Genomic DNA, 22,354 nt, shown 5'->3' on the forward strand with positions numbered 1-22,354 from the left:
TCAGTTTCCCGCGGCGCGACAGATCGCACCGAACTCATCTGCATTCAGGGAAGCTCCACCAATGAGCCCCCCATCGATATCCGGCATGCCGAACAGTTCGACCGCATTGGCCGCCTTCACGCTGCCGCCGTATAGAAGCCGCACACCTTGTGCGACTTCAGAATTCTCTGCCGCCAACTGCGCGCGGATGGCTGCGTGCACATCCTGCGCCTGTTGCGGTGTAGCAGTCAGCCCGGTGCCAATGGCCCAGACCGGCTCGTAAGCAATAACTGCCTTTGCAAATGCACCAACACCCAGCTCCTCGATGATGCTGCCCAGCTGACGCGAGACAACTTCAAGAGTCTTGCCCGATTCGCGCTGCTCAAGGGTCTCCCCTATGCACAACACCGGAATCAAGCCACAAGCCTGTGCTGCGGCGAACTTGCGGTTGAGCGTCCCATCCCGCTCGCCCATCATCTGGCGACGCTCGGAGTGCCCGACAAGCACATAGGAACAACCCGCATCAACCAGCTGACTCGGCGAAATCTCGCCGGTCAACGCACCTTGCATCGGCTCTACCGCAGAGTTCTGCGCGCCGACCTGAATCGACTTGCCCTTCAAGCCATCAACCACTTGGTTGATATGCAAGCAAGGCGGGAACACCGCGACGTCAACACCGCTAGGCAAGGCCAAGTGACGAAGGCCGTTGATCAGCTCAGCGACACTGGCGCGGGTACCGTGCATCTTCCAGTTACCAGCTACCATAGTGCGACGCATGCTGTACCCCGTCGGTCAAAGTGGGCGCAGATGTTACCCAACCACATCATCACTGGCAAGCCGAATTCAGGCGCAAACTTCAGTTACCAGTTTTGCCAGGTCTTCGGCATGGCCGCGAACCTGTGTTTCGTCCTCGCCTTCGACCATCACACGCACCAGCGGCTCTGTGCCGGACTTGCGCAGCAACACACGCCCGCGCCCCGCCATTGCCTGGGTCACGCGCTCGCAAGCCTCTTTGACAGCAGGGTGCTCGATGGGGTTTTCGCCACCGGCAAAACGCACATTGAGCAGCACTTGCGGGCACTTGCGCAGGGCTTGACGCGCCTGGGCCAGGCTCTCCTCGCGGCGACGCAGGGCCAACAGCACCTGTAGCGCGGCGATGATCGCGTCACCCGTGGTGGTGTGCTGGAAGCAGACCACGTGCCCGGAGTTCTCGCCGCCGACCAACCAGTTACGCTCCAGCAGCTCGGCGATCACGTAGCGGTCACCGACATTGGCGCGAATAAAGGGAATCCCCAGTTCTGCCAACGCCAATTCCAGCCCGAGATTACTCATCAGGGTGCCGACCACGCCACCTTGCAGCTTGTTACGCTCATGCAGGTCACGGGCAATGATGAACAACAGGTCATCACCATCCACGATCGTGCCAGTGTGATCCACCATCAGCACGCGGTCGCCATCGCCATCAAAAGCGATGCCCAGGTCCGCATGCTCAGCCAGCACAGCAGCCTGCAGCTGCTCCATGTGGGTGGAACCGCAGTTGTCGTTGATGTTCAAGCCGTTGGGCTGAGCCGACAGCACGGTGACCTGTGCGCCCAACTCCTTGAAGACGCTCGGCGCCACCTTGTAGGTCGCCCCATGGGCGCAATCGACAACAATCTTCAAGCCTGCAAAATTGGTGCTGCTCGGGACGCTGCTTTTACAGAATTCGATATAGCGGCCTGACGCGTCGTTAATGCGCGACACCTTGCCCAGCTTGCTGGACTCGACCACCGTCATCGGCGCGTCCAGCAGCTCCTCGATCATCAACTCGATCTCGTCAGGCAGCTTGGTGCCTTGCCCCGAGAAAAACTTGATGCCATTGTCATCATGAGGATTGTGGGAGGCGCTGATCACAATACCGGCTTCAGCGTGGAAGGTACGCGTCAGGTAAGCGATTGCCGGCGTGGGCATAGGCCCCAACAGCATCACATCGGCCCCGGCGGCGGACAACCCGGCCTCCAGCGCAGACTCAAACATGTAGCCCGAAATACGGGTGTCCTTGCCCACCAGGATGCGACACGCGCCCATGCTGCGGAACGCCATGCCTGCCGCCCAACCCAGCTTGAGCATGAAATCAGGAGTGATCGGAAATTCGCCGACCCGACCACGAATGCCGTCGGTGCCAAAATATTTTTTAGTCATAAGTGCTCCATCATTCTTATTCAGCTGATTCTACAGCAGCGAGCATGCGCACCACATCGACCGTTTCGGCGACATCATGCACACGCAAAATACGTGCGCCCTTGGTCACGGCAAGCGCCGCAAGCGCCAAGCCGCCATACAGGCGTTCGCCGACCGGGCGATTCAGGGCGAGCCCTATCATGCTCTTGCGCGAAACACCGACCAACAGCGGGCGACCAAGGGCGTGCAGCGCTTCCATGTGTTTGAACAGGCTTAGATTGTGCTGCAGGGTCTTGGCAAAGCCAAACCCCGGATCGAGGATGATCTGCTCCGGCGCAATACCCACAGCCACACATTGGGCAATCCTCTCAGCAAGAAACCCACTCACCTCGCCGACCAGATCGTCGTAGTGCGGATTGTCCTGCATGTTGCCGGGCTCACCCAGCATATGCATCAGACAGACGGGCAGGCCCGTTGCGGCGGCCGCATCAAGGGCTCCATCACGCTGCAGCGAACGCACATCGTTGATCAACCCAGCCCCCAGCCGCGCGGTTTCGCGCATCACTGCCGGGGTGGAGGTGTCTACCGAGATGATGACATCCAGCTCACGGGCAATACGTTCGACCACGGGCGCCACCCGCTCTAGCTCCTCCAAAGGAGAAACAACGCGGGCGCCGGGGCGGGTCGATTCCCCACCCACATCAATCAGGGTCGCACCGGCAGCCACCATAGCCTCCGCATGACGCAACGCGGCATCCAACTGGCTGAAGCGGCCACCATCGGAAAAGGAGTCAGGGGTTACATTGAGGATGCCCATGACATGCGTCCGGGCCAAATCAAGAACCCGGTTGCCGCAAGGCAACCGGGTAGAGGACAAAGCAGAAGTCATTTCAAACCTTAGTGATCAGCTGCCGGGCCGCCGATAGGCGTTTCAGGGCGCTCATTCTGCACCACAGGCGGAGTGCCCGAAGTACCCGAACCACCTTCCCAGTCGCGCGGCTCACGCGGCGTACGGCCCGACATGATGTCGTCGATCTGGTCGGCATCGATGGTTTCGTACTTCATCAACGCATCAGCCATGGCGTCCAGCTTGTCACGGTTGTCAGTCAGGATCTGCTTGGCCGTGCCGTAGCACTGGTCAATGATGCTGCGAACCTCGGAGTCGATCAGCTTGGCTGTCTCACCCGAGAAGCTGGCGCTTTGCCCACCGCCGCCACGGCCGAGGAACACTTCGCCTTCTTCTTCGGCGTACATCAATGGGCCGAGTTTTTCCGACAAGCCCCACTTGGTCACCATGTTTCGTGCGATCTGGCTGGCACGCATGATGTCATTGGAGGCACCAGTGGTCACACCGTCGAAGCCAAGGGTCATTTCTTCAGCAATACGGCCACCATACAGCGAGCAGATCTGGCTGATCAGCGCACGCTTGGAGAGGCTGTAACGATCCTCTTCCGGCAGGAACATGGTCACGCCCAGTGCCCGACCACGGGGAATGATCGACACTTTGTAGACGGGGTCATGCTCTGGCACAACGCGACCTACAATGGCGTGGCCGGCCTCGTGATAAGCGGTGTTCTGCTTCTCTTTCTCGGACATGACCATGGATTTGCGCTCGGCGCCCATCATGATCTTGTCTTTCGCCAATTCGAACTCTTTCATCTCAACGATGCGCTTGCCAGTACGGGCAGCGAACAGCGACGCCTCGTTGACCAGGTTTGCCAGGTCAGCACCGGAGAAGCCGGGAGTACCACGGGCGATCACAGCCGGAGCCACGTCGTCACCCATCGGCACCTTGCGCATGTGTACTTTCAGGATCTGCTCACGGCCACGGATGTCCGGCAGGCCGACCACAACCTGGCGGTCGAAACGGCCCGGACGCAGCAACGCAGGGTCCAGCACGTCCGGACGGTTGGTTGCGGCGATGACGATAATGCCGTCATTCATCTCGAAACCATCCATCTCTACCAGCAACTGGTTGAGGGTCTGCTCACGCTCATCGTGACCGCCACCCATGCCAGCGCCACGATGGCGACCAACGGCATCGATTTCGTCGATAAAGATGATGCATGGCGCGTGCTTCTTGGCCTGCTCGAACATATCGCGAACGCGGCTGGCGCCGACGCCGACAAACATCTCGACGAAGTCAGAACCGGAAATCGTGAAGAAAGGCACCTTGGCTTCGCCGGCAATCGCCTTGGCCAGCAAGGTTTTACCGGTACCCGGCGGGCCCACCATCAGCACACCGCGAGGAATACGGCCACCCAGGCGCTGGAACTTGCCCGGATCACGCAGGAACTCGACCAACTCGCCGACTTCTTCCTTGGCTTCGTCGCAACCTGCAACGTCAGCCAGGGTGGTCTTCACCTGATCTTCGGAGAGCAGGCGCGCCTTGCTCTTGCCGAAGCTCATCGGCCCGCCCTTGCCTCCCGCACCACCTTGCATCTGGCGCATGAAGAACATGAACACGGCGATAATCACCAGGATCGGGAAGCTGGCCACCAGGAGCTGGGTCCAGATGCTTTGCTGTTCAGGCTGCTTGCCTTCCACAATGACCTTGTTATCCACCAGGTCACCGATGAGACCGTTGTCCTGAATGGCAGGACGAATGGTCTTGAAGCTGTCGCCATCGTTGCGCTTACCGGTAATCACGTAGCCATCAACCGCTACGCGCTCGACCTTGCCATCCTTAACTTGCTGGATGAAGTCGGAATAGTTGAGGGTCTGCGGCTCGTTAGGGCTGGAGAAGTTGTTCATCACCGTCACCAGGACAGCCGCGATGATCAACCACAGGATCAGATTCTTTGCCATATCGTTCAATTAACTACCCTCTGAAGCAAGCTCCGCTACTGGCGCGCGCTTCGCATGATATTCACCGGCCTAACTTACTACATTACCTACAACTCTGGCAGGCGCCGTCTGTAACCCTTTGTGAAACTTTGACTACACAATATTCGTAAAGCTTCGTGACGAAAGCGATATAAAAAAACCTATCGCCCCCCTCGAATTTCTCAAAAACGCTCTTCACTTGCCGCGCCTTCGACACCGCGGAAGCCACGGCACAGCAGATACTGCTCCCTGGACCGGTCACGGGATGAGTCCGGCTTGCGTGTCTGTACCTTGTCGAACAACTTGCGAATGTTCTTGTGGTACTCGTCGAAACCTTCGCCCTGGAACACCTTCACCAGGAAATCGCCACCCGGACGCAACACCCGACCCGCCAGATCCAGCGCCAGTTCACACAGGAACATGGCACGCGGCATATCAACAGCCGGTAATCCACTCATATTGGGGGCCATGTCGGAAATCACAAGGTCTACCTGCGAATTTCCCACAGCCTCCAGGATCTCGGCCAATACTTTGTCCTCGGTAAAATCGCCGTGAACAAAGGTCACGTCCGGGATGCTATCCATCTCGAGGATGTCCGAAGCGATCAATCGGCCTTGCCCACCAATCAGACGACTGGTCACCTGGGACCAGCCACCGGGGGCCGCGCCGAGATCAATAACGCTCATGCCTGGACGAATCAATTTGTCCTTGTCCTGGATCTCCAGCAGCTTGTAGCTGGCCCGGGAACGGTAGCCGTCCTTTTGCGCCTTTTTGACGTAAGGATCATTGAAATGTTCTTGTAGCCACTTAAGGCTGGTTTTGGAACGGGCCACGGGCCACCTCGAAAAAATAAAACGGGTCGTGATTAACTGGGCGGTCCCGGACTCGCTCGGGTAAACTGGCCGCCGCTTTTTACAAGATCAGACGCAGGGGTCAGATTATGCCGCTCACTCAAGAGCAGAAGAAACAGTACAAATCCATTGGCCACCATCTGAAACCAGTTCTGATTGTGGCAGACAACGGTTTGACTGAGGGTGTGCTAGCCGAATTCGAGCGCGCACTGAACGATCACGAACTGATCAAGATCAAGGTCAACATCCTTGATCGCGAAGCGCGCCTGGCTGCCGTTGCAGAACTGTGCAAGGTCGGCAAAGCGGACCTGGTTCAGGTCATCGGCAAGATGGCGCTGCTGTATCGCAAGAACTTCAGCGTCAACAAGCAACTGTCGAACGTTCATCGCTTCAAATGATGAAAAGGGTCAAGGGCGTGCTTCGCGCGCCCCGCCACTCCATCCCGGCGCAGGCTGCGCAACCAGCACCAAGCCAGAGAACCCTAGCACAAGATAGCTGAACAACTGCCAGCGCAACGCTTGCGGCAGCCACACATGCACCATACAAAACATTGCGCATGCATACAGCGCCATCAACAGCAGTTGGCCGCGAATATCCCGCCACAAACTCTTCAAGCCTTCGGCCGTGATCAGCACCAACGCCTGAAGCATCACGCACGCCGCCGCAAAACCCACCAGCAACGCACTCAGCAATCCGTCGATCTCATCGATCAGCAGCGGCGCCAGGCCAATCAGGCCCAACGCCGGCAACACGCCAATATGTAACAGCCATAGGCCACCCACCCAAAGCATCTGAGAGAGCTGCCAAAGCATGGCGCCCGCACGCAGCGGGCGCCGCCTTTCAGATGTGACGAACTTCGACAATCTCGTACTCAATGACACCGCTCGGCGTTTTCACGGCAACCACGTCGCCTTCTTCCTTGGCAATCAAGGCGCGAGCAATCGGTGAGCCGACAGAGATCTTGCCTTGCTTGAAGTCAGCCTCATCCTCACCCACGATCTGGTAGGTCACGCTTTCGTCGGTCTCGACGTTGGCGATTTCCACGGTCGTGCCGAAAATCACCTTGCCGGTATGCGGAATGGTGGTGACATCGATGATCACCGCATTCTGCATACGGCCTTCGATGTCACGAATCCGCGCCTCGACCATACCCTGCTGCTCGCGAGCAGCGTGGTATTCGGCGTTTTCCTTCAAGTCACCCAGTTCGCGGGCCGTACCGATGTCCTGGCTCAGCTTTGGACGTACGACCTTGGTCAGATGGGCGTGCTCCTCTTCCAGGGCGCGCGCGCCCTGAACGGTCATCGGGTATTTGGTTATGCTCATGCCTTCAATCCTGCGTGTAGATCCTGCAAGCGACGCACGGTCTTTTCCGGACCGAACTTCAGCGCTTCACAGATAGCTTCGCCAGCAGCAATGGTAGTGGTGCAGTAAATCTTGTGCTGCAAGGCATTACGACGAATGGAATAGGAGTCCGCGATCGACTGGCGACCTTCGGTGGTGTTGATGATCAGGGTGACTTCGTCATTCTTGATCATGTCGACCACATGCGGACGGCCTTCCGTCACCTTGTTCACGCGACGTACTTTCAGGCCGGCAGCTTCGATCAGCTTGGCGGTCCCGGCGGTAGCCACGACTTCAAAACCCAAGTTGATCAGATCGCGGGCGACCCCTGCAACCAGTGGCTTGTCGTCATCACGTACGCTGATAAACGCAGTACCGCCGGTCGGCAGCACTTCGCTGGCACCCATCTGGGCCTTGGCGAACGCTTCACCGAAGGTATCGCCCACGCCCATCACTTCACCGGTGGACTTCATCTCTGGGCCTAGGATCGGGTCCACCCCAGGGAATTTGGCGAACGGGAACACCGCCTCTTTCACACTGTAGAAGTTCGGAATGATTTCCTTGGTAAAGCCGATTTCCTTCAGGGTCTTACCGGCCATCACACGCGCAGCGATCATGGCAAGGGACACACCGATGCACTTGGACACGAACGGTACGGTACGCGAGGCACGCGGGTTGACTTCGATGACGTAGATGTCTTCGCCTTGCAGCGCCAACTGTACGTTCATCAGGCCGACCACACCCAGTTCCAGGGCCATTTTCTTGACCTGTTCGCGCATCTCGTCCTGAATGTGCGCCGGCAGCGAGTACGGCGGCAGCGAGCACGCGGAGTCACCGGAGTGAACGCCGGCTTGTTCGATGTGCTGCATGATGGCGCCGATCACGACGTCAGTACCGTCGCAAACCGCGTCCACGTCCATTTCGATGGCGCAGTTGAGGAAGTGGTCCAGCAGCACCGGGCTGTCGTTGGAGACTTTCACCGCATCACGCAGGTAGCGCTTGAGTTCTTCTTCTTCGTAGACGATTTCCATCGCCCGGCCGCCCAGTACGTAGGACGGACGCACCACCAGCGGGTAGCCGATCTTGCTGGCCGCACGGATGGCTTCGTCTTCGCTGCGCACGGTGGCGTTCGGCGGCTGACGCAGGTTCAGGCGCTCAACCATCTGCTGGAAGCGCTCACGGTCTTCGGCACGGTCGATAGCGTCCGGGCTGGTACCGATGATCGGTACGCCGGCAGCTTCCAGGGCACGCGCCAGTTTCAACGGGGTCTGGCCGCCGTACTGGACGATCACGCCTTTAGGCTTCTCGACGCGGCAGATTTCCAATACATCTTCCAGCGTTACCGGCTCGAAGTACAAGCGGTCGGAAGTGTCGTAGTCAGTGGAAACCGTTTCAGGGTTGCAGTTGACCATAATGGTCTCGTACCCGTCTTCGCGCAGGGCGAGGGCGGCGTGTACGCAGCAGTAGTCGAACTCGATACCTTGGCCGATACGGTTCGGACCGCCACCCAGGATGATGATCTTGTCGCGGCCTGTCGGCGCGGCTTCGCACTCTTCCTCGTAGGTGGAGTACATGTAGGCCGTGTCGGTGGCGAACTCTGCGGCGCAGGTATCAACGCGCTTGTAGACCGGGAAGATATCCAGCTTGTGGCGATGAGTACGCAGGTTCTTCTCGGTCACACCCAGCAGCTTGGCCAGACGCTGGTCGGAGAAACCTTTGCGCTTGAGGCGGAACATCAGGTCGCGGTCGATAGACGACAGACCCAGCGTCTTGACCTTCTCTTCTTCCTTGATCAGATCTTCGATCTGCACCAGGAACCACGGGTCGATCATGTTCATGCCGAAGATATCTTCGACGCTCAGGCCGGCACGGAAGGCGTCAGCCACGTACCAGATACGCTCGGCGCCCGGCACGGTCAGCTCGCGCTTGAGGATGCTCATGCTTTCCGGGCTGCTCAGGTCGAGCTTCTCGTCCAGGCCGCAAACACCAACTTCCAGGCCGCGCAGGGCTTTCTGCAAGGATTCCTGGAAGGTGCGGCCGATCGCCATGACTTCACCAACAGACTTCATCTGGGTGGTCAGGCGCGCATCAGCCTTGGCGAATTTCTCGAAGGCAAAGCGCGGCAGCTTGGTCACGACGTAGTCGATAGACGGCTCGAAAGACGCCGGCATAGCGCCGCCGGTGATTTCGTTTTGCAGCTCGTCCAGGGTGTAGCCGATAGCCAGCTTGGCGGCGATACGCGCAATCGGGAAGCCCGTCGCTTTCGAGGCCAGGGCCGAAGAACGCGATACACGTGGGTTCATCTCGATCACGACCATGCGGCCGGTGTCCGGGCAGATGCCGAACTGAACGTTGGAACCGCCGGTTTCAACGCCGATCTCGCGCAGTACCGCCAGGGAGGCGTTACGCAGGATCTGGTATTCCTTGTCGGTCAGGGTCTGTGCCGGAGCCACGGTGATCGAGTCACCGGTGTGCACGCCCATCGGGTCGAAGTTTTCGATGGAGCAGACGATGATGCAGTTGTCCTTCTTATCGCGGACCACCTCCATCTCGTATTCTTTCCAGCCGATCAGCGACTCGTCGATCAGCAGCTCTTTGGTCGGCGACAGATCCAGGCCACGGGCGCAGATTTCTTCGAACTCTTCACGGTTGTAAGCGATACCGCCGCCGGTGCCGCCCATGGTGAACGACGGACGGATGATGCATGGGAAGCCCAGGGTCTCGAGGACCGCGTTGGCCTCTTCCATGCTGTGGGCGATACCGGAACGCGGGCACGCCAGGCCGATGGACTTCATGGCCTTGTCGAAACGCGAACGGTCTTCAGCCTTGTCGATGGTGTCGGCATTGGCGCCGATCATCTCTACGCCGAACTTTTCCAGGACGCCTTCGCGCTCCAGGTCCAAGGCGCAGTTCAGAGCGGTCTGGCCACCCATGGTTGGCAGCAGCGCGTCCGGACGCTCTTTTTCGATGATCTTGGCAACGGTCTGCCACTTGATCGGCTCGATGTAGGTGGCGTCGGCCATGGCCGGGTCGGTCATGATGGTGGCCGGGTTGGAGTTCACCAGGATGACGCGGTAGCCCTCCTCGCGCAGGGCTTTACAGGCCTGGGCGCCGGAGTAGTCGAATTCGCAGGCCTGGCCGATCACGATCGGGCCAGCGCCGAGAATCAGGATGCTTTTTATGTCTGTACGTTTTGGCATGGGTTTGTCACTCAAATCCGCAGGTCAGTCGGCAAGCCGTCTTGAACAATCTTTGAAGAGCCTGCGGGGGCCACCGCAATCCGGGGCCGCCCGCAGGCCACTCAGTCAGCGTCGCTTGGCCATCTCATTGATGAAACGGTCGAACAGCGGCGCTACGTCGTTCGGGCCCGGGCTGGCTTCAGGGTGGCCCTGGAAGCTGAACGCGCTCTTGTCGGTGCGCTCGATGCCTTGCAGGGAACCGTCGAACAGCGACTTGTGAATGGCGCGCACATTGCTCGGCAGGGAGGCTTCATCCACCGCAAAACCGTGGTTCTGGCTGGTGATCATCACAACGCCAGTGTCCAGGTCTTGTACCGGGTGGTTGGCGCCGTGGTGGCCGTGGCCCATTTTCAGGGTCTTGGCGCCGGAGGCCAAAGCCAGCAACTGGTGGCCAAGGCAGATGCCGAACACCGGAATCTCGGTCTCCAGCACGTCCTTGATGGCCTGGATAGCGTAGTCGCATGGCTCAGGGTCACCCGGGCCGTTGGACAGGAACACACCGTCCGGCTGCATCGCGAGCACATCGCTGGCAGGGGTTTGCGCGGGCACCACGGTCACACGGCAACCGCGCTCGACCAGCATGCGCAGGATGTTGTACTTGACGCCGTAGTCATAGGCGACCACGTGGTAAGGCAGATCGGCAGCCTCGATAGTCGCGTGGCTGTCGGTCTTCAGATCCCACACAGTGGAACGCCACTCGTACTTCTCTTTGACGCTGACGACTTTCGCCAGGTCCATGCCCTTCAGGCCAGGGAAACCTTGCGCCGCGGCAATCGCCGCCTCTTCGGAGATATTGTCACCGACCATGATGCAGCCGTTCTGCGAGCCTTTTTCACGCAGGATGCGCGTGAGGCGGCGCGTATCGATACCGGCGATCGCCACAACGTTGTTGGCTTTCAGGTAATCGGACAGCGACATCGTGTTACGCCAGTTGCTCGCAACCAGTGGCAGGTCACGAATCACCAGGCCCGCCGACCAGACACGATCAGACTCGACATCTTCCGGCGTAGTGCCGGTGTTGCCGATGTGCGGATAGGTCAGGGTAACGATCTGTTGGGCGTAGGAAGGATCGGTAAGGATTTCCTGATAGCCGGTCATGGCAGTGTTAAACACCACCTCTCCAACGGTCTGACCGTCGGCTCCAATGGCTTCGCCGCGAAAAATGCTGCCATCAGCAAGGGCGAGTATGGCTGGCTTAGTCAAGAAGACCTCCCGTAAATAAAGCCTGAAAGGGCGATCGCAGGTTGTAAAAAAGCGGAGTGACGTATGGACACGTCACCCCGCTTCTTCACTGAATTATTCTGCGCGCTTTTAGTGGACACACTAAAGCTGTAGCTTACAGAAAAAGGCTTTTTTGGTCCACCGCTAATGAGCCTTAAAGGCAGGGGAATGCGACAGGACGTCGCCTAGCGGGTAAAAACGGGGCCACAGGATAATCCTGAGCCCCCGTTTTAGCTACTGCTTAGTGCAGGTCCAGCACGTCACGCATGTCGTACAGGCCCGGCTCGCGGCCGTCCAACCAAAGCGCAGCACGCACCGCGCCCTTGGCGAAAGTCATGCGGCTGGAGGCTTTGTGCGTGATCTCCAGGCGCTCGCCTTCGGTGGCGAACAGCACGGTGTGATCGCCAACCACATCACCACCGCGCACGGTTGCAAAACCGATGGTGTCGCGTGCGCGCTCACCGGTGTGGCCTTCACGCCCGTATACCGCCACTTTCGACAAGTCGCGGCCCAGCGCATCGGCAATAGCTTCACCCATGCGCAACGCAGTGCCCGACGGAGCGTCGATCTTGTGACGGTGATGAGTCTCGATAATCTCGATATCAGCCTCGTCACCTAGCACGCGCGCCGCCAGGTCCAACAACTTCAGCGACAGGTTCACGCCCACACTGAAGTTGGCGGCGAAGACGATCGGAATATCCTTGCCCGCCTCCACTAGCAACTGTTTCTGCTCGGCACTCAAACCGGTGGTACCAATCACCATGGCCTTGCCCGCCCTACGGCAGAAGGCCAGATTTTTCAGCATCACTTCCGGCAAGGTGAAGTCGATCAGCACGTCGAATTCGTCCGCCACCTGCTCAAGGTTGCCAGACAACGAAACACCGATGCGACCCAACGAGGCCAACTCACCTGCGTCCGCGCCGATCAACGTACTGCCTGGGCGAACAATCGCCGCCGTCAGCCCGGAGGCCGGCGAGCGTTGCTGCACCGCCTCGACCAGCGTCTTGCCCATGCGCCCGGCAGCGCCCATTACGGCTATACGTCGCATATTCAGATCCTTACAGGTCGCCGAAGAAGCGTTTTACACCGTCGAAGAAGCCCGTAGTCTTCGGCGAGTGCGAGTCATCGCCTTCCAGCGAGCTGCGGAACTCTTCCAGCAGTTCACGCTGACGACGATTCAGGTTCACCGGAGTTTCCACCGCCACACGGCACATCAGGTCGCCAGCACCGCCACCGCGCACGGGCGCAACGCCCTTGCCACGAATGCGGAACTGCTTGCCGGTCTGAGTCCCCTCGGGAATCTTGAGCTTGACCCGACCATCCAGCGTCGGAATCTCCAGCTCGCCACCCAGGGCCGCATCAACAAAGCTGATCGGCACTTCGCAGAACAAGTGCTTGCCGTCACGCTGGAAGATCGAGTGCTCGCGCACATTGATCACCACGTACAGGTCGCCCGTGGGGCCACCCTGGGCGCCCGCCTCGCCTTCGCCCGACAGGCGAATACGATCACCGGTATCCACACCCGCCGGTACTTTCACCGACAGCGTCTTGTACTCTTCGACGCGGCCTTCGCCGTGGCAGGAATCGCACGGATCGGAAATGATCTTGCCCTGGCCATGGCAACGCGGGCAGGTTTGCTGCACCGAGAAGAAGCCCTGCTGCATGCGCACCTGCCCGATACCGCCGCAGGTCGGGCAAGTGATCGGCGAGGAGCCTTTCTTCGCACCCGAGCCGTCGCACGGCTTGCAGTTGACCAGCGTCGGCACACGGATATTGACACTGGTGCCGCGCACGGCTTCTTCCAGGTTCAGCTCCAGGGTGTAACGCAAGTCACTGCCGCGCTGAGGGCCACCACGCTGGCCGCCCCGGCCGCCGCCGAAGAAGTCGCTGAATACGTCGCCGAAAATATCGGAGAAGTTCTGGCCACCAAAACCGGCACCGCCGCCACCCATGCTCGGGTCGACGCCAGCATGGCCATACTGGTCGTAAGCCGCACGCTTATTGGGATCACACAGGCATTCGTAGGCCTCGTTGGCCTCTTTGAACATCTCTTCGGATTCTTTGTTATCCGGATTACGGTCCGGGTGGTGTTTCATCGCCAGGCGACGGTAGGCCTTCTTCAGGTCCGCCTCGCTGGCGCCACGCTCCACACCCAATACTTCGTAATAGTCACGCTTTGCCATAAGTCTTTGCACTCTTAAGGACGTTCGACCTGGCCCTCCTGAACCCTGCCAAACTCGTTGAGCCCCAATACAGGCCCGGACCCAACTCACGTCAATTCAACGATCCTGGTCATTACTGCTTTTAGCCAGGGAGCCGGCCAAAAACGCGGTGACTGTCATTCGGAAAGCAGGAGCATTCCCGTTCACACCGCCAGCATCCGAGCGTTGTCGCATGCTGTAAAAATTCGCATACCCCAGACACGCCAACGCGGGAGCAAGCTCCCGCGCGGCGACATCCTACCAGTCACCGCTTGTGCGCGGTCAACCGGGCGACAACTTACTTGTTGTCTTTAACTTCTTCGAACTCGGCATCGACAACATCGTCGTGCTTGGCTTCAGGCTCTGCTTGTTGCGCAGCGCCGTCAGCCGGCTGGCCTTGCTCGGCGTACATTTTCTGAGCAACTGGCGCGGAGACTTTCGACAGTTCCTCAACCTTGGCTTCGATGGCAGCCTTGTCGTCGCCTTTAATAGCGGCTTCCAGGGCAACCACTGCTGCTTCGATTGCAGTTTTCTCTTCGTCGGTCACTTTGTCGCCAGCATCAGCGATCATTTTGCGCGTCGAGTGAACCAGCGCGTCACCCTGGTTACGGGCGCCTGCCAACTCTTCGAACTTCTTGTCGGCTTCAGCATTGGTTTCAGCATCACGGATCATCTGTTGAATTTCTTCATCAGACAGGCCGGAGTTGGCCTTGATGGTGATCTTCTGCTCTTTGCCGGTGGCCTTGTCTTTCGCGCCGACGTGCAGGATGCCGTTGGCGTCGATGTCGAAGGTCACTTCGATTTGTGGCACGCCACGTGGTGCTGGTGGAATCTCAGCCAGGTCGAACTTGCCCAGGGACTTGTTCTGTGCGGCTTGCTTACGCTCGCCCTGCAGCACGTGGATAGTCACGGCGCCCTGGTTGTCATCGGCAGTCGAGAACACCTGGGATTTCTTGGTAGGAATCGTGGTGTTTTTCTCGATCAGCGCAGTCATCACGCCACCCATGGTTTCGATACCCAGGGTCAGCGGGCTTACGTCCAGCAGCAGCACATCTTTCACGTCACCGGCCAGTACGGCACCCTGGATGGCAGCACCCATGGCAACGGCTTCGTCCGGGTTCACGTCTTTACGGGCTTCTTTGCCGAAGAACTCGGTGACCAGCTTCTGAACCAGTGGCATACGGGTCTGACCGCCCACCAGGATCACGTCGTTGATCGAGCCAACGTCGATACCGGAGTCTTTCAGCGCGATGCGGCAAGGCTCGATGGTGCGCTGAACCAGGTCTTCAACCAGTGCTTCGAGCTTGGAACGCGAGATCTTCACGTTCAAGTGCTTAGGACCGGTAGCGTCTGCAGTGATGTACGGCAGGTTCACGTCAGTCGACTGAGCGGAAGACAGCTCGATCTTGGCTTTTTCAGCGGCTTCTTTCAGGCGCTGCATGGCCAGCGGGTCACCCTTGAGGTTCATGCCGCTTTCTTTCTTGAATTCGTCAACGAGGTAGTCGATCAGACGAATGTCAAAGTCTTCACCACCCAGGAAGGTGTCACCGTTGGTGGCCAACACTTCGAACTGGTGCTCGCCGTCAACTTCTGCGATTTCGATCACGGAGACGTCGAACGTACCGCCACCCAGGTCGTAAACGATCACGGTGTGGTCGCCCTTGGCCTTGTCCATACCGTAAGCCAGCGCGGCTGCGGTTGGTTCGTTGATGATACGTTTTACATCCAGGCCCGCGATGCGGCCGGCGTCTTTGGTGGCCTGACGCTGGCTGTCGTTGAAGTAGGCAGGAACGGTGATCACCGCTTCAGTCACTGCTTCACCGAGGTAGTCTTCGGCGGTCTTCTTCATCTTTTTCAAGATTTCAGCCGAGATTTGCGGCGGCGACATTTTCTGGCCGTTCACTTCAACCCAGGCGTCACCGTTGTCGGCCTTGGCGATTTTGTAAGGCACCATCTTGATGTCTTTCTGTACGACTTCTTCGTCGAACTTACGACCGATCAGACGCTTTACCGCGTACAGGGTGTTGTGCGGGTTGGTCACCGCCTGACGCTTGGCCGATTGACCGACGAGGATTTCACCGTCGTTGGCGTAAGCGATGATCGACGGAGTGGTACGTGCGCCTTCGGCGTTTTCAATAACTTTCGCAACGCCGTTTTCCAGCACGGAGACGCAGGAGTTGGTGGTCCCCAGGTCGATACCGATAATTTTGCCCATGATTTACTCTCCCGAAACTTGAATTTGGTTGCCGCAGCAGTTTTGGCTAACTGCGGTAGCACTTAAACGCTTGACTTATAAATGGGGGCCTTGCGGCGGATTTCAAGCCTGCTCATCAATAGAAGGTGCAACGGGTGAAGGAGCCTTGCTCACCACCACCATTGCCGGACGCATCAGGCGACCGTTGAGCTGGTAACCCTTTTGGAACACCTTGATGACGCTATTGGGTTCCAGGTCATGGCTTTCCTGCATGGCCATGGCTTGGTGATGTTCTGCATTGAACGGCTCGCCGGCTTGCGGATCGATAGCTTCCAACTGATAACGTTTCAGGGTGTCCTGGAACATTTTCAGGGTCAGCTCGATACCTTCGCGCATTGGGCGGATGTTTTCATCGTCCGGGTTGGACAACTCAAGACCACGCTCCAGACTGTCGATGATCGGCAGCAGGTCACCGGCGAATTTTTCCAGCGCGAACTTGTGAGCCTTCTCTACATCCTGCTCGGCACGGCGGCGGACGTTCTGCAGATCGGCGGCAACACGCAACGATTGATCCTGCGCAGCGGCCAATTGCTCTTCGAGCACTTGCACACGAGTCGCCAGTTCATCACCGGCAGCCGAATTGGCGTCTGGAGTTTGCGTATCCTGCGTCTGTTCGTCAGCCATAGATTTCTCCTTTCAAAATCATGCGCGAACTCAACTCGCGCTTCTGCTCCGGTATATGGGGCCACAATTTTCAGGTTCAAGGGCGCAGGCGTTACCAAAAGTCTTTCGATTGACCTGGATCATTTCCTTCTCGCTCATTCCACATCGCGCTAAAAAAATTCGAGACTCAAGCAAATCGAGCTAAGCGTCAGGATTGTCAGGCCTGAACAAAACACTGTATAAATAACCAGACCTAAAGCCTGGGAGCGGCCGTCATGCTCGTGCACCTGTCTGTACATAACTACGCCATCGTTGAACATCTGGATCTTGAACTGGATCGCGGGATGAGCGTAATCACAGGCGAAACCGGCGCCGGCAAGTCGATCATGCTCGACGCCCTCGGCCTGACGCTTGGCGACCGCGCCGACAGTGGCGTGGTACGCCCTGGCTCCGACAAGGCTGACATCCTGGCCACCTTCGACCTGGCGGACATACCCGAAGCCGAAGCATGGCTGGCCGAGCGCGACCTTAATAATGAAGGCCCCTGCATTCTGCGCCGGGTGATCACCGCCGAGGGGCGCTCCCGCGGCTATATCAACGGCACGCCTTGCCCACTGGGCGACCTGAAAGCCCTGGGCGAATTGCTGATCGATATCCACAGCCAGCACGAACACCAATCCCTGCTGAAAACCGATACCCACCGTCGCCTGCTCGATGAGTACGCCGGCGCCACCGATCTTTCCCGGCAAGTTCAACTGGCCGCCCAACGCTGGCGCCAGACACGCCAGGAACTGGAACGCCTCTCCAACTCCGGCGACGAACAACGCGCCCGCCACCAGTTGCTCAGCTACCAATTGGAAGAGCTCGAAAGCCTTGGCCTGGGTGAGACAGAGCTGGAGCAACTTGAGCAGGAACACAAGAACCTGACCAACGCCGAAACCTTGCTGGGCATCTGCCGCCAAGTGGTCGAGCAATGCAGCGAGAGCGACTCCGGCAATGTGCTCAACGCACTGACCGCCAGCCTCAACCGCCTGTCCAGCGTGAACAATGCTTCCGGCTCACTGAGCGAAGCGACCACCCTGCTGACCAGCGCGCAGATCCAGGTTGAAGAGGCCGTGGGCGAACTCAATCGCTTCCTGGACCACTTCGACGCTGACCCAGCTCGCCTGCAGGAAATAGAAGAGCGCCTGGACACTATTTATACCCTGGCTCGCAAGCATCGAATCCAGCCGACCGAAGTCGCAACCATGCAGCAGAAACTGCTGGATGAAATCGAAACACTCAACGCGAACGACGAATCCATCGAACGACTGGGCGAGGAGCTCGCTTCGTTTGCCCGTCATTATCAGGAAAAAGCCCGGGAGCTGAGCGCTCTGCGCCAGCAGGCAGCGACTAGCCTGGCAAGCGCCGTTGAGCTGGAAATCCAACGCCTGGGCATGCCAGGCGGGCGCTTCACCATCGAGTTGCATCCCAACGCCACTCAAGAATTGCAGCCCCATGGGCTGGAGCACGTCGAACTGCTGGTGAGTGCCAACCCCGGGCAACCGCTCAAGGCCCTGGCCAAAGTGGCCTCCGGCGGCGAACTCTCGCGCATCAGCCTGGCGATCCAAGTGATTACCGCCCAGACCTCACGGGTACCCACATTGGTATTCGATGAAGTGGATGTGGGCATTGGCGGGCCAACCGCAGAAATTGTTGGCCAATTGCTGCGTCGCCTGGGAGATCGTGGCCAGGTGCTTACGGTGACCCACTTGCCGCAAGTGGCAGCCCAAGGGCATCAGCACCTGTTTGTGCATAAGGTGCGCGGTAGCGACGCGACACACACCGCCGTCTCCAAGCTGAACAAGTCGGAACGGGTGGAAGAAGTGGCGCGGATGCTCGGCGGTATCGACTTGACCAAGGAGTCCTTGGCTCACGCGAAAAAAATGGTGGTGGCCGCGAAGGCTTGAAGCGACATTTCCCACTCTATAGAAAGCACGAAGGCGACCCGAGGGTCGCCTTCAATCGTTTCGCAAAGCAAAACTGCGTCGATTTTTACTTTTTCTTACGGATGTACAACACGAGATTGTGGTCGACCAAATCGAAACCGTGCTCCTCAGCAATCTTGTGCTGCAACGCTTCGATTTCAGGGCTGGTGAACTCGATAACCTCGTTGGTATCCAGGTCAACCATGTGGTCATGGTGACCACCGTCAGCCAATTCAAACACCGCATGACCGCCGTCGAAATTATGACGAACCACCAGCCCTGCGGCTTCAAACTGGGTCAGTACACGGTAGACCGTGGCCAGGCCGACGTCCTCGTTAGACTCCATCAGCGCCTTGTAAACATCTTCGGCACTCATGTGACGCTGCTCAGCAGAATCGAGCATTTGTAGAATCTTGACTCGTGGCAGAGTCACTTTGAGACCGGCTTTGCGTAGTTCGCTATTTTCAACCATGGTTAGCTTTCTCGCGGATGCTGCTTCGCAGCTTCTCTTAATACGGGTATGATCGGCGTTTACGTTGTCCCAGCCAAGATAGTGGAAGTCGCCCACCGATGCAAAACACCAAGCTCTTGCTAACCAGTTTCACCTTTGTGGGACTGCTCGCACTCGCCGGTTGTTCATTCCCCGGGGTTTACAAAATCGACATCCAGCAGGGCAATGTCGTCACGCAGGACATGATAGACCAGTTACGCCCCGGAATGACCCGACGGCAAGTACGGTTTATCATGGGCAATCCCCTGCTGACCGACACTTTCCATGCCGATCGCTGGGATTATCTCTACAGCCTGCAGCCTGGTGGCGGTGAACGCCAGCAGGAGCGCGTCAGTGTCATCTTCAATGGCAATGACCAGCTCGTGAGCCTGTCCGGTGACTTCATGCCCGGCGTAAGCCGCGATGAAGCCTTGCTGGGCAAGGACAGCGGCACCAACGTGACCGCACCTGCGCAAGAAGCCGAAAAACCGAAATCCGAGGTACCGGCCAAGCCAGGTTCGTTGCTGGACACCATCCAGAAAGACATCGACAACGTGGAAACCGTGCCCGTCCCGACGCCTCAGCCTCTGGACACCAGCCCGCAATAATTTTGCGCTCGATAAAAAGCCCGGCATGCCGGGCTTTTTGTTGCCTGCCATCTACATAGGCATCTACATAACCTTGGTGCGACGCTGAACCTGTGGGAGCTGGCTTGCCTGCGAAAGCGATCTGACAGTCGACCAGGATCCTGGATCAGATCGAGTACATATCCGCTATCGGAACCGCCCCCTTCCACATTTGGATCGCGGGCATCAGGTAGATATGCGCTGGCTATCAGGGCGTCATCGCAGGCAAGCCAGCTCCCACAGTTGGATCGCGGCGCTCCAGATAGCTAGGCTGCCATTTGGCAAGCTCAAGAATTCGTTTGCCTGGCCAATGCCGCCTTGGCCGCGCGCAACCTGCGCACCTCTTTAGGGTCGGCCAGCAAAGGCCGGTAGATCTCAATACGGTCGCCCGCTTGTACGAAACGCGTCCCGGCATCCGCGACAACCTTGCCAAATATACCCACCGGGCAATCAGCCAGATCAACATCAGGAAAATGCGCCGCCATTCCCGACGCTCGCACCGCCTCGCGCAAACTAGTGCCTTCAGCCACCTTTACCCCCAGCAACACCTGGCGATCCTCAGCAGCGAACACCACCTCAATCTCAACCATGCAGTTGCTTGGCGCGCTGACAGAACGCGTCCACCAGGGTATTGGCTGCCTGATTGAACAAAGGCCCTAACGTCGCACGAACAATCGGCCCGGCATAATCAAACGAAAGATCCAGGCTGATCTTGCAAGCCTTGTCCGTCAGCGCCTTGAACACCCACACACCGTGCAGTTGGGTGAACGGCCCTTCCTGCAGGTTCATTTCGATGGATTGGCCCGGCACCAGCACATTGCGCGTCACAAAATGCTGGCTGAGGCCGCCCTTGGCCACCCCCACACTGGCAACCATGTGCTCGTCACTGCTCTCCAGAACCTCGGCTGTCGAGCACCAAGGCAGAAACTCCGGGTAACGCGCCACGTCGTTGACCAGGTCATAGAGCGCCTGCGCCGGATAGGGCAACAGGGCCGAACGTTGAATATGCGTCGTCATGTGAGCGTTACTTCCACTGCTTAAGGCAAACATCGCGAAAGAACAGCCCAATCCGCGAGAGAAAAAAACCAAAGAACTGCCCGCATTGTCCGGGATTCGTCCAACTCGCTCAAGCACACAGGTTGACCGTAGCCGACACGCTCGCAACTCCCTATAATGCCGCCCCTATGGCTAAACAAAAGAAACACCCCACAGGGACCATCGCGCAAAATAAAAAAGCGCGACACGATTACTTCATCGAACATCGGTTCGAGGCTGGTCTGGTCCTGGCCGGCTGGGAAGTAAAAAGTCTGCGTGCCAGCAAACTGCAGCTGGTCGACAGTTATGTGCTGCTCAAGGATGGCGAGGCATGGCTGCTTGGCAGTCATATCACCCCGCTGACCACCGCGAGCACCCACGTGATTGCCGACCCGGTGCGTACGCGCAAGTTGTTGCTCAATGCCCGCGAACTCGAAAAGCTCGCCGCAGCCGTGCAGCAAAAAGGCTACGCGTGCATCTGCTTGTCCTGGTACTGGAGCAAGCACCTGGTCAAATGCGAGATCGCATTGGGCAAGGGCAAGAAGGAATACGACAAGCGCGACACCGAACGCGAGCGCGATTCCAATCGCGAGCTGCATCGCGCCGTGCGCAACAAAGGCAAGGAAGAGTAATCCTTGTGACGGTGTAGCCCAGGCGGGCTACATCCCTTTGCGTCGCTCCGCCCGAGCCACACGCTGAACCTCCTGACGCACCTCCTCCAACACCTCCTGCACATACAGCAGATGCCGTGTCGAGACTTCACGCGCCTGCTCGGCCCGACCCTCGATGATGGCCAGGTACAAGTCCCGATGCTGATTGATCAGCATGTCGCGGGTCTCGGTACGCTGCTGGTACATGCCACCAATATTCGTCACCACGTTACGCTTGAGCAGGTCGAACAGCCCGCGAATGGTGTGCAGCAACACGGCGTTATGACTGGCCTCGGCAATCGCCAAGTGAAACCTTGCATCCGCAGCCCCCTCCTCCACTCGGCTCACCTCGTCGGCGCGCGCATAGCAATCCTGCAACGCTTCAAACGCTGCGGTCAGCCGTTCACGGTCAACCTCCGTGGCGCGTAACGCCGCGTAATAAGCACACGAAGCCTCAAGGGTCTGGCGAAACTCCAGCAGATCGCGCTGCGCTTCGGGATTGCTTTCCAACAAGTGCAGCAGCGGATCGCTGAAGGTCGAACCCAGGGAGTCCACCACATAGTTGCCACCGCCCTGGCGACTGACCAGCAACCCCTTGGCCGCCAGCTTCTGAATCGCCTCACGCAACGAAGGGCGCGACACACCAAAGCGCTCAGCCAACGCGCGCTCGGCCGGCAAGCGCTCGCCCGACTTCAGCGTGCCCTCGAGAATCATCCCCTCAAGCTGCTCGACAATATCGTCAGACAAACGGCGCTGACGCACCTGATCAAACCCCATAACTCACTCTCCACCATCCCGACCACTCGCCGGGGCCCCTATTCTGGCCTATCGACGTGCCGGCAGCACCTATCAGAACGCCTTCAATTTCGCCGATCAGAACACTCCGCCTCCCGACCTACGACCAAAGTTTC

At 58.5% G+C, this 22,354-nt stretch carries 21 protein-coding genes; 4 read left to right on the forward strand and 17 right to left on the reverse strand.

The annotated features are described in order from the left end of the window. The 5 genes from tpiA to rlmE form a co-directional block, all read right to left on the reverse strand. Positions 1-756, reverse strand: coding sequence for a triose-phosphate isomerase (gene tpiA / locus OC445_RS02520; protein ID WP_003194193.1), 756 nt, complete (start codon positions 754-756; stop codon positions 1-3). Between the two features lie 66 nt (positions 757-822). After that, positions 823-2,160 carry a phosphoglucosamine mutase gene (gene glmM / locus OC445_RS02525; protein WP_003194195.1) on the reverse strand — a complete coding sequence of 446 codons (1,338 nt, stop codon included), beginning with the start codon at positions 2,158-2,160 and terminating at the stop codon, positions 823-825. A 16-nt stretch (positions 2,161-2,176) separates the two neighbouring features. Beyond that, positions 2,177-3,028, reverse strand: a complete 852-nt coding sequence (gene folP / locus OC445_RS02530; RefSeq protein ID WP_054898020.1) for a dihydropteroate synthase — start codon at positions 3,026-3,028, stop codon at positions 2,177-2,179. A gap of 8 nt (positions 3,029-3,036) precedes the next feature. After that, positions 3,037-4,947 (reverse strand): ATP-dependent zinc metalloprotease FtsH, encoded by a 1,911-nt coding sequence (ftsH, locus tag OC445_RS02535; protein WP_034127004.1) that lies wholly within the window; start codon positions 4,945-4,947, stop codon positions 3,037-3,039. 200 nt (positions 4,948-5,147) lie between these two features. Further along, entirely contained in the window at positions 5,148-5,798 is a 651-nt protein-coding gene (gene rlmE / locus OC445_RS02540) for a 23S rRNA (uridine(2552)-2'-O)-methyltransferase RlmE (RefSeq protein WP_014719954.1), read from the reverse strand. A gap of 107 nt (positions 5,799-5,905) precedes the next feature. Here rlmE and OC445_RS02545 point away from each other — a divergent pair, with 107 nt between their 5' ends. Continuing rightward, on the forward strand, positions 5,906-6,214 hold the full coding sequence (locus tag OC445_RS02545) for a YhbY family RNA-binding protein (RefSeq protein WP_003176146.1): 309 nt from the start codon (positions 5,906-5,908) through the stop codon (positions 6,212-6,214). Between the two features lie 9 nt (positions 6,215-6,223). Here OC445_RS02545 and OC445_RS02550 read toward each other — a convergent pair whose 3' ends face one another. The 8 genes from OC445_RS02550 to grpE all read right to left on the reverse strand — a co-directional run bounded on the left by OC445_RS02550 (position 6,224) and on the right by grpE (position 16,696). After that, positions 6,224-6,628 carry a hypothetical protein gene (locus tag OC445_RS02550; RefSeq protein ID WP_054898019.1) on the reverse strand — a complete coding sequence of 135 codons (405 nt, stop codon included), beginning with the start codon at positions 6,626-6,628 and terminating at the stop codon, positions 6,224-6,226. Between the two features lie 28 nt (positions 6,629-6,656). Next, the gene (gene greA / locus OC445_RS02555) at positions 6,657-7,133 is read right to left on the reverse strand and encodes a transcription elongation factor GreA (RefSeq protein ID WP_032873232.1); all 477 of its coding nucleotides are present in this window, start codon (positions 7,131-7,133) and stop codon (positions 6,657-6,659) included. A gap of 2 nt (positions 7,134-7,135) precedes the next feature. Next, positions 7,136-10,357, reverse strand: coding sequence for a carbamoyl-phosphate synthase large subunit (carB, locus tag OC445_RS02560; protein WP_054898018.1), 3,222 nt, complete (start codon positions 10,355-10,357; stop codon positions 7,136-7,138). Positions 10,358-10,462: 105 nt separating this feature from the next. After that, positions 10,463-11,599 carry a glutamine-hydrolyzing carbamoyl-phosphate synthase small subunit gene (carA, locus tag OC445_RS02565; protein ID WP_003194208.1) on the reverse strand — a complete coding sequence of 379 codons (1,137 nt, stop codon included), beginning with the start codon at positions 11,597-11,599 and terminating at the stop codon, positions 10,463-10,465. Positions 11,600-11,858: 259 nt separating this feature from the next. Continuing rightward, entirely contained in the window at positions 11,859-12,665 is an 807-nt protein-coding gene (dapB, locus tag OC445_RS02570) for a 4-hydroxy-tetrahydrodipicolinate reductase (RefSeq protein ID WP_054896113.1), read from the reverse strand. Between the two features lie 10 nt (positions 12,666-12,675). Then, positions 12,676-13,800: a molecular chaperone DnaJ gene (gene dnaJ / locus OC445_RS02575; RefSeq protein ID WP_054896114.1), complete on the reverse strand. Its 1,125-nt coding sequence runs from the start codon at positions 13,798-13,800 to the stop codon at positions 12,676-12,678. Between the two features lie 316 nt (positions 13,801-14,116). Next, positions 14,117-16,033: a molecular chaperone DnaK gene (dnaK, locus tag OC445_RS02580; RefSeq protein WP_014719959.1), complete on the reverse strand. Its 1,917-nt coding sequence runs from the start codon at positions 16,031-16,033 to the stop codon at positions 14,117-14,119. Positions 16,034-16,135: 102 nt separating this feature from the next. Next, positions 16,136-16,696 carry a nucleotide exchange factor GrpE gene (gene grpE / locus OC445_RS02585; RefSeq protein ID WP_034126999.1) on the reverse strand — a complete coding sequence of 187 codons (561 nt, stop codon included), beginning with the start codon at positions 16,694-16,696 and terminating at the stop codon, positions 16,136-16,138. A gap of 254 nt (positions 16,697-16,950) precedes the next feature. Here grpE and recN point away from each other — a divergent pair, with 254 nt between their 5' ends. Continuing rightward, complete coding sequence (gene recN / locus OC445_RS02590) at positions 16,951-18,624, forward strand: DNA repair protein RecN (protein ID WP_054896115.1); 1,674 nt, start codon at positions 16,951-16,953, stop codon at positions 18,622-18,624. Between the two features lie 85 nt (positions 18,625-18,709). Here the strand turns inward: recN and fur are convergent, their stop codons facing one another. Then, a complete protein-coding gene (gene fur, locus OC445_RS02595; protein ID WP_003194220.1) occupies positions 18,710-19,114 on the reverse strand; it encodes a ferric iron uptake transcriptional regulator in 405 nt (134 codons plus the stop codon). Between the two features lie 98 nt (positions 19,115-19,212). On the opposite strand from fur, the gene OC445_RS02600 reads away from it, so the two are divergent. Next, on the forward strand, positions 19,213-19,740 hold the full coding sequence (locus tag OC445_RS02600; protein ID WP_034126997.1) for an outer membrane protein assembly factor BamE: 528 nt from the start codon (positions 19,213-19,215) through the stop codon (positions 19,738-19,740). A gap of 305 nt (positions 19,741-20,045) precedes the next feature. On the opposite strand, the gene OC445_RS02605 is transcribed toward OC445_RS02600, so the two are convergent. Continuing rightward, positions 20,046-20,348, reverse strand: coding sequence for an RnfH family protein (locus OC445_RS02605; protein ID WP_198790941.1), 303 nt, complete (start codon positions 20,346-20,348; stop codon positions 20,046-20,048). Further along, entirely contained in the window at positions 20,341-20,775 is a 435-nt protein-coding gene (locus tag OC445_RS02610) for a type II toxin-antitoxin system RatA family toxin (RefSeq protein WP_003194226.1), read from the reverse strand. Before OC445_RS02610 ends, OC445_RS02605 begins: the two co-directional genes overlap by 8 nt. A 167-nt stretch (positions 20,776-20,942) precedes the next feature. Here OC445_RS02610 and smpB point away from each other — a divergent pair, with 167 nt between their 5' ends. Further along, positions 20,943-21,425, forward strand: coding sequence for an SsrA-binding protein SmpB (gene smpB, locus OC445_RS02615; protein WP_003176160.1), 483 nt, complete (start codon positions 20,943-20,945; stop codon positions 21,423-21,425). A gap of 27 nt (positions 21,426-21,452) precedes the next feature. Here smpB and OC445_RS02620 read toward each other — a convergent pair whose 3' ends face one another. After that, a complete protein-coding gene (locus OC445_RS02620) occupies positions 21,453-22,220 on the reverse strand; it encodes an FCD domain-containing protein (protein WP_014719963.1) in 768 nt (255 codons plus the stop codon). Positions 22,221-22,354 lie beyond the last annotated feature (134 nt).

Source organism: Pseudomonas sp. Pse35, assembly GCF_024519715.1.
Taxonomy (GTDB): Bacteria; Pseudomonadota; Gammaproteobacteria; order Pseudomonadales; family Pseudomonadaceae; genus Aquipseudomonas; species Aquipseudomonas paracarnis.